At 73.0% G+C, this 7,721-nt stretch carries 8 protein-coding genes; all 8 read right to left on the minus strand.

Annotated features, from left to right (window positions below):
- A partial coding sequence (nadD, locus tag VLJ82_RS19775; RefSeq protein WP_408665085.1) for a nicotinate-nucleotide adenylyltransferase occupies positions 1-615 on the minus strand: 615 nt, incomplete at its 3' end.
- Between the two features lie 73 nt (positions 616-688).
- Complete coding sequence (locus tag VLJ82_RS19780; RefSeq protein ID WP_408665086.1) at positions 689-2,140, minus strand: glutamate synthase subunit beta; 1,452 nt, start codon at positions 2,138-2,140, stop codon at positions 689-691.
- 193 nt (positions 2,141-2,333) lie between these two features.
- Positions 2,334-3,161: a trypsin-like serine protease gene (locus tag VLJ82_RS19785; RefSeq protein ID WP_408665087.1), complete on the minus strand. Its 828-nt coding sequence runs from the start codon at positions 3,159-3,161 to the stop codon at positions 2,334-2,336.
- 185 nt (positions 3,162-3,346) lie between these two features.
- On the minus strand, positions 3,347-4,642 hold the full coding sequence (locus tag VLJ82_RS19790; RefSeq protein WP_408665088.1) for a glutamate-5-semialdehyde dehydrogenase: 1,296 nt from the start codon (positions 4,640-4,642) through the stop codon (positions 3,347-3,349).
- A gap of 22 nt (positions 4,643-4,664) precedes the next feature.
- Positions 4,665-5,771, minus strand: a complete 1,107-nt coding sequence (gene proB / locus VLJ82_RS19795; protein WP_408665089.1) for a glutamate 5-kinase — start codon at positions 5,769-5,771, stop codon at positions 4,665-4,667.
- Positions 5,771-7,240 (minus strand): GTPase ObgE, encoded by a 1,470-nt coding sequence (obgE, locus tag VLJ82_RS19800; RefSeq protein WP_408665090.1) that lies wholly within the window; start codon positions 7,238-7,240, stop codon positions 5,771-5,773. Before obgE ends, proB begins: the two co-directional genes overlap by 1 nt.
- 99 nt (positions 7,241-7,339) lie before the next feature.
- Positions 7,340-7,597, minus strand: coding sequence for a 50S ribosomal protein L27 (rpmA, locus tag VLJ82_RS19805; protein WP_408665091.1), 258 nt, complete (start codon positions 7,595-7,597; stop codon positions 7,340-7,342).
- 4 nt (positions 7,598-7,601) lie between these two features.
- The coding region (locus tag VLJ82_RS19810; RefSeq protein WP_408665092.1) for a bL21 family ribosomal protein at positions 7,602-7,721 on the minus strand (120 nt) is incomplete at its 5' end.

The raw sequence follows: 7,721 nt of genomic DNA on the forward strand, positions 1-7,721 counted from the left end.
CTTGGCGATGTACTGCACCACCCCGTCCGGCACCAGGTACCAGACCGGCCGGCCGGCGTGCACCCGCTGCCGCACCGCCGAGGACGAGATCGCCATCGCCGGGACGTCCAGCAGGGTGACGATGTCGGCCGGCAGGTGGTCGCCGGACAGGTGGTAGCCCGGACGGGTCACCCCGACCAGGTGGCAGCTGCGGAACAGCTCGTCGGCGTCCTTCCAGGACAGGATGGCCTGCAGCGCGTCCGCCCCGGTGATGAAGAACAGCTCCGCCCCCGGCCGGATCGCGGCGATGTCGCGCACCGTGTCGACGGTGTAGGTGGGGCCGGGCCGGTCGATGTCCACCCGGCTCACCCAGAACCGGGGGTTGGACGCGGTCGCCACCACCGTCATCAGGTACCGGTGCTCGGCCTGGCTGACCTCGCGCTCGGCCTTCTGCCACGGCTGGCCGGTCGGGACGAACACCACCTCGTCGAGCTCGAACAGGTCGGCGACCTCGCTGGCGGCCACCAGGTGGCCGTGGTGGATCGGGTCGAAGGTGCCGCCCATGATGCCGACCCGGCGGGTCCGGTCCTCGGGCGTTGCCGCAGGCCAGCCGCCGGCCTGGGTCTGAGCGGTCATGGGCCGCATCCTAGGGGGCGGCCGGATTCCCGCCCGCGAGGCTCAGCGCCGCGCGACCCCGTCCGGGCAAGGCTCAGCGCTGTGCGGCGGTGGTCGGGGTGATCGGGGCCGGCAGCGTGGACTGCCCGGTCAGCCAGCGGTCGACGGCCGCCGCGGCCGAGCGTCCCTCGGCGATCGCCCAGACGATCAGGCTCTGGCCGCGGCCCATGTCGCCGGCCACGAACACCCCGTCGACGCTGGTGGCGAACCCGGCGTCGCGTGCCACGGTGCCCCGGTCGGTCAGCTCGACCCCGAGCCCGGCCAGCAGCGCGCCGCGTTCCGGGCCGGAGAAGCCCATCGCCAGCAGCACCAGCTCGCAGTCCAGCTCGAAGTCGCTGCCCGGCACCGGTACGAACCGGCCGTCCAGCAGTTCCACCTGGTGCGCCCGCAGCGCCCGCAACCGGCCCTCGGAGTCGCCGAGGAAGCGCTCGGTGTTCACCGCGAACACCCGCTCGCCGCCCTCCTCGTGCGCCGAGCCGGTCCGCAGCAGCACCGGCCAGGTCGGCCACGGGTTGGCCTCGGACCGGACCTGCGGCGGCCGGGCCAGGATTTCGAACTGGTGCACCGACACCGCACCCTGCCGGTGCGCGGTGCCCAGGCAGTCGGCACCGGTGTCCCCGCCGCCGATGATGACCACCCGCTTGCCGGCCGCCGAGATCGGCGAGCGGGCCAGGTCGCCCTGCTGCACCCGGTTGGCCAGCGGCAGGTACTCCATCGCCTGGTGCACGCCGGCCAGATCCCGGCCGGGAATGGCCAGGTCCCGCCAGGCGGTGGCGCCGCCGGCCAGCAGCACCGCGTCGTAGCCGGCCCGCAGCTCGTCGGCGGACAGGTCCACGCCGACCTCGACGCCGGTCCGGAACACGATGCCCTCGGCGCGCAACTGCTCGATCCGCCGGTCGATCACCCGCTTTTCCATCTTGAACTCGGGGATGCCGTAGCGCAGCAGGCCGCCGATCCGGTCGGCGCGCTCCAGCACCTCGACCTGGTGGCCGGCCCGGGTCAGCTGCTGGGCGGCGGCCAGCCCCGCCGGGCCCGAGCCCACCACCGCGACCCGCTTGCCGGTCGGCCGGTCGGCGGGCAGCGGAGGCACCCAGCCGCGGTCCCAGGCCCGCTCGGCGATCTCCTTCTCGACCTGCTCGATGGTGACCGGCTCCTGGCTGATGCCCAGCACGCAGGACGCCTCGCAGGGCGCCGGGCACAGCCGTCCGGTGAACTCGGGAAAGTTGTTGGTGGCGTGCAGCCGGTCGGCGGCCTCGTGCCAGCGGTCGCGGTAGACCAGGTCGTTCCACTCCGGGATCAGGTTGCCCAGCGGGCAGCCGGAGTGGCAGAACGGGATGCCGCAGTCCATGCACCGGCTGGCCTGGGTGCGGGTGACGGCCTCGTCGGCCGGCTCGTACACCTCGCGCCAGTCGGAGATGCGGACCGCGACCGGCCGGCGGCGGGGAAGCTCGCGGCCGTGCTTGAGAAATCCGGTGGTGTCGCCCATGGCTGTCTCCCTGGAGAGGGTTGGCATGCATGGGACGGCGCCGGCCCAGCGACAGGATACGCGAACGACCGCGACGAACGCCCGACCGAACGGCTACCACCAGCCGGGTACCAAACGGCGGAGCCGGGACCGGCCGCGCGATGGCGGCCGGCCCCGGCTCCGGTCAGGTCAGCCGATCAGGCTGCAGAACCGATCAAGCGGTGGCCGGGAAAACCCCGAACGTCGCCAGCCAGTCCTGCACGATCTCGATGTCCACCCGCTGGTAGCCACCGAGGTAACGGCAGTTGTTGGTGTAGCTGTAGCTGGTCACCGTGACCACGTAGCCGTTGAGGAAGGTCGGGCCGCCGGAGTCGCCGAAGCAGGTGCCGCCGGTGCCCCGGTTGTCGTTGATGTTGCCGTTGAGCTGCAGGATCTGGTCGGTCAGCTTCTGCCCGGGCTGGACGGCGAACCGCCGGATCAGCGGGTAGCTCTCCGGAGTGGGCTTCTGCGGGCCGGAGTCCGGCTTGCGCACCTCGGTGCCGTAGCCGACCGAGGTGAACAGGGTGTGGTTCAGCACCGGCTGGGCGTAGGCGTCCAGGTAGTTCAACGGTGCCAGCGGTGCCGGCGCGATGTCGGTCACCGGGTGGTCGAGCACGATGACGCCGACGTCGTTCCAGTTGTCCAGGTCGGTGAAGTTGGAGTAGTCCGGGTGCGCGTAGGCGGTGCCGGACAGGAAGCCGGCCGCCTCGATCTCGGCCTGGATGTAGCCGGCGGCCGGGTTGGCTGCCACCGGGTAACCGGTCGGCGGCTCGTTGGCTACCACCGAGCGGAAGTCGACCAGGGTCTTGCCCACGGTGTCCACCGTGCAGTGGGCGGCGGTGAGCAGGACGGTGGGCGTGACCAGCGTCGCCGAGCAGCGGAACCGGCCGTCGGGTGAGTAGAACAGGATCAGTCCGACGTTGGGATGCCGGTTGCCGTCCGGCTCGCCGCCGGTAACGGCCTGCGCGCTGCCCATCGAGCCGATGGTCAGACCGAGGATCACGAACAAGACGCCAGCGAGGCGCCTGAGTCGAGATGTCATGTAATGCCTTCCCCCCTAGGTGTGAAACGTCACATACCCCGCACCCAGATGGTGTGCGGAACATGTGACGCGCGGTATAGCGAGTCCATTCGAACATCACACCCCGCCTGTGTCCACCCCGCAGTGGCAACAGCAGGCCGGACGGCTCAGCCGCGGACCTGCCCGTCGCCGTAGACCACCCACTTGGTGGTGGTGAGCTCGGCCAGCCCCATCGGGCCGCGGGCGTGCAGCTTCTGGGTGGAGATGCCGATCTCGGCGCCGAAGCCGAACTCGGCGCCGTCGGTGAACCGGGTGGAGGCGTTGACCAGCACCGCGGCGGAGTCCACCCGGGCCACGAAGCGCCGGGCGGTGGCGAGATCTGCGGTGACGATCGCCTCGGAGTGGCCCGACGACCAGCGCCGGATGTGGCCGATCGCCTCGTCGACGTCGGCCACTACCCGGGCGGCCAGGTCCAGGTCGAGGTACTCGGTCTGCCAGTCGTCCTCGGTGGCGGCCAGCACCGCCGGATCGGCCGCCGCGAACTCGGCATCGCCGTGCACCCGCACGCCCCGCTGGTGCAGCGCCGCGACGATCCGGGGGACGAACTCGGCCGCCACCGCGCGGTGCACCAGCAGCGTCTCCGCGGCGTTGCACACGCTGGGCCGGGAGATCTTGGCGTTCAGCACGATCCGCTCGGCCATCTCCAGGTCGGCCGCGGCGTCGACGTAGATGTGCACGTTGCCGGTGCCGGTCTCGATCACCGGCACCTCGGCGTGGTCCACCACGTAGCGGATCAGGCCGGCGCCGCCGCGCGGGATGACCACGTCGACCAGTCCGCGGGCCCGCAGCAGGTGCCCGACGCTGGACCGGTCGGTGCCGGGCACCAGCTGCACGGCCTCGGCCGGCAGCCCGGCCTTGGCGGCCGCCTCGGACAGCACCGCCACCAGCGCCCGGTTGGACCGGACCGCGCTCGCCGAACCGCGCAGCAGGGCGGCGTTGCCGGATTTCAGGCTCAGGCCGGCGGCGTCCACGGTCACGTTCGGCCGGGCCTCGTACACCATCGCCACCACCCCGAACGGCACCCGCAGCTGGCGCAGCTCCAGGCCGTTGGGACGGGTGTAGCCGCGCACCACCTCGCCCACCGGATCCGGCAGCGCGGCGATCTCGCGCAGGCCCTGCGCCATGGCGGCCAGCCGGTCGGACGTGAGCGCCAGCCGGTCCACCAGCTGCTCGGCGGTGCCGTCCGCGCGGGCCGCGGCCACGTCGGCGGCGTTGGCGTCCAGCAGCTCGGCGGTGGCGCCGTCCAGGGCGTCGGCCATCGCGTGCAGCGCCCGGTCCTTGTCCGCCCGGGCCAGCTGGGCCAGCTCGAAGGCCGCCTCGCGGGCTCGTGAAGCCACCGCGCGGACCGCTGCCGAGCCCGGGTCGGCCTGCTCGCCGGCCTCGGCGATCGCGTCCGTAGTCATGCTTCGAGGGTAAGGCCGCCGGCTACAGCACGATCAGGTCGTCGCGGTGCACGACCTCGCGGCGCAGGTCGGCCGGCAGATCCCGGCTGGACCTACCGAGCAGCCCGGGCAGGTCCTCGCTGTCGAAGGCCACCAGCCCGCGGGCCACCACGGTGCCGTCCGGGCCGGCCAGCTCCACGGGGTCGCCAGCGGCGAAGTCGCCGGCCACCGCGGTGATCCCGGCCGCCAGCAGCGAGGCCCGGTTGCCCACCACTGCGGCCACCGCACCGGCGTCCAGCAGCAGCCGGCCGCGCGGACTGGTGGCATGGCGCAGCCACAGCAGTCGGGTGGCGGTGCGCTGCCCCGGCGGCGTGAAGTAGGTGCCGCCGATGCCGGCCAGCGCATCGGCGACCGCACCGGCGGCGGCCAGCAGCACCGGGATGCCCGCCCCGCCGGCGATCAGCGCCGCGTCGATCTTGGTGGACATGCCGCCGGTGCCGACTCCGGAGCCGGTGCCGGTGATCCGCACCGCGGCGAGCTGGGTGGGGTCGGCCACCTCGGCGACCAGCGTCGCACCCGGCCGGCGCGGGTCGGCGGTGTAGAGGCCTTCGATGTCGGACAGCAGCACCAGCGCGTCGGCACGGACCAGGTGGGCGACCAGCGCCGCCAGCCGGTCGTTGTCGCCGAACCGGATCTCAGTGGTGGCCACCGTGTCGTTCTCGTTCACGATCGGGATCACGCCGAGCGCCAGCAGCCGTTCCAGGGTGCGCACGGCATTGCGGTAGGACCCGCGCCGGTGCAGGTCCTCGGCGGTCAGCAACACCTGCCCGACGGTCAGCCCGTGCCGGGCGAAGGAGGCGGCGTAGCGCTCGGCGAGCAGCAGCTGGCCGACGCTGGCGGCCGCCTGCTGGGTGGCCAGGTCCCGGGGCCGGGAGCGCAGCCCCAACGGCGCCATGCCGGCCGCGATCGCCCCGGACGACACCAGCACCACCTGCCGGCCGGCGGCCCGCCGGGCGGCCAGGGCGTCGACCAGGGCGTCCAGCCGGCTGGCCTGCAACCGGCCGCGGGAGGTGAGCGAGGACGAGCCGACCTTGACCACGGTGCGGGCCGCGGCGGCGATCAGCTCCCGACCGGCCGGCTGGCCGTCCATCAGGGTTGCTCGGAGGCCGCGCGTTCGAGCAGGAGCTCCTCGTCGCTGACGTGCACCCGGCGGGCCTTCTTCGACGCCAGTCGGGCATCGGCGTTCGGGCGGCCGGAGATGTCCAGCCGGTCGTCGGCGCCCCGGCGGGTCGGCGTGTACTCCTCGTCGGCCATGCCGCCGGTGGGCTGGAAGTCGAAGACGTAGTCGCCGATCGTCACGCTGGCGCCGGGCTGCGCTCCGAGCCGGGCCAGCTCCTCCTCCACCCCGAGCCGGGCCAGCCGGTCGGCCAGGTAACCGACCGCCTCGTCGTTGTCGAACTGGGTCTGGCGGACCCAGCGTTCCGGCTTGGCGCCGCGCACCACGAACGCGCCGGGCTCGTCCGGGTCGGCTTCGACGGTGAAGCCGGACTCGTCTACGGCCCTGGGCGTCAGCACGATCGGAGCCGGCGGGAGCGCCTCCTGGCCGGCGCGGTACTGCTCCACCAGCTCGGCGAGGGCGAAGGTCAGCTCGCGCAGCCCGGTGCGGGCGACCGCGGAGACCTCGAAGACCCGGTAACCCCGCCCGGTCAGCTCCTCGGTGACGAACTCGGCGAGCTCGCGGGCCTCGGGGATGTCGACCTTGTTCAGCGCCACCAGCCGCGGCCGCTCCAGCAGGTCACCGAGGCTGGACTGGTACTGCGCCAGCTCCGCCTCGATGGCCTCCAGGTCGCTGACCGGGTCCCGGCCCGGTTCCAGGGTCGCGCAGTCCAGCACGTGCAGCAGCACCGCGCACCGCTCGACGTGGCGCAGGAAGTCCAGCCCCAGGCCCTTGCCCTGGGCGGCGCCGGGGATCAGGCCGGGGACGTCGGCGACGGTGAAGGTGGTCTCCCCCGCGCTGACCACGCCCAGGTTGGGCACCAGGGTGGTGAACGGGTAGTCGGCGATCTTGGGCCGGGCCGCCGACAGCGCGGCGATCAGCGAGGACTTGCCGGCCGACGGAAAGCCCACCAGGCCGACCTCGGCCACCGACTTCAGCTCGAGCACCACGTCCAGGGCCTCGCCGGGCTCGCCGAGCAGGGCGAAACCGGGCGCCTTCCGGCGCGGGGAGGCCAGCGCGGCATTGCCCAGGCCGGCCCGGCCGCCGTGCGCCACCACGTACCGGCGGCCGGCCCCGGTCAGGTCGGCCAGCACGGTGCCGTCCGCGGCGTGCACCACGGTGCCGTTGGGCACCGTCAGCTCCAGGTCCGCGCCGTCGGCGCCGCTGCGGTGCTTGCCCGCGCCCGGCCGGCCGTTGCCGGCCTTCTGGTGCGGGTGGTGGTGGAAGTCGAGCAACGTGTGCACCTGCGGGTCCACCACCAGCACCACGTCGCCGCCGCGGCCGCCGTTGCCGCCGTCCGGGCCGCCGAGCGGCTTGAACTTCTCGCGGTGCACCGAGGCGCAGCCGTGCCCGCCGTTGCCGGCGGTGACGTGCAGCACCACCCGGTCGACGAAACTCACCACGCGGGTGCTCCTTCTGTCTCGAGTACTCGGTCTTCTAACGCCAAGAGCGGGCCCGGGGAATCCCGGTGCCCGCTCCGACGCAGGAACTGCTAGTGGGGATCAGACCTCGACCGGCACGATGCTCACGGTCTTGCGGCCCCGCCGGCTGCCGAACTGGACGTTGCCCGCGGCCAGCGCGAACAGCGTGTCGTCGTCGCCGCGCCCGACCAGGTCACCGGGGTGGAACTTGGTGCCGCGCTGCCGGACGATGATCTCGCCGGCGTTGACCAGCTGGCCGCCGAAGCGCTTGACGCCCAGCCGCTGGGCGTGCGAGTCCCGGCCGTTGCGGGAGCTGGATGCACCCTTCTTGTGTGCCATGGCTCTACTTCTTTCCGCTCTCGATGCCGGTGACCCTGACCTGCGACAGCTTCTGCCGGTGGCCGATGCGCTTGTGGTAGCCGGTCTTGTTCTTGAACTTGTGGATCCGGATCTTCGGGCCCTT

This window comes from Jatrophihabitans sp. (assembly GCF_035474675.1).
Taxonomy (GTDB): Bacteria; Actinomycetota; Actinomycetes; order Mycobacteriales; family Jatrophihabitantaceae; genus Jatrophihabitans_A.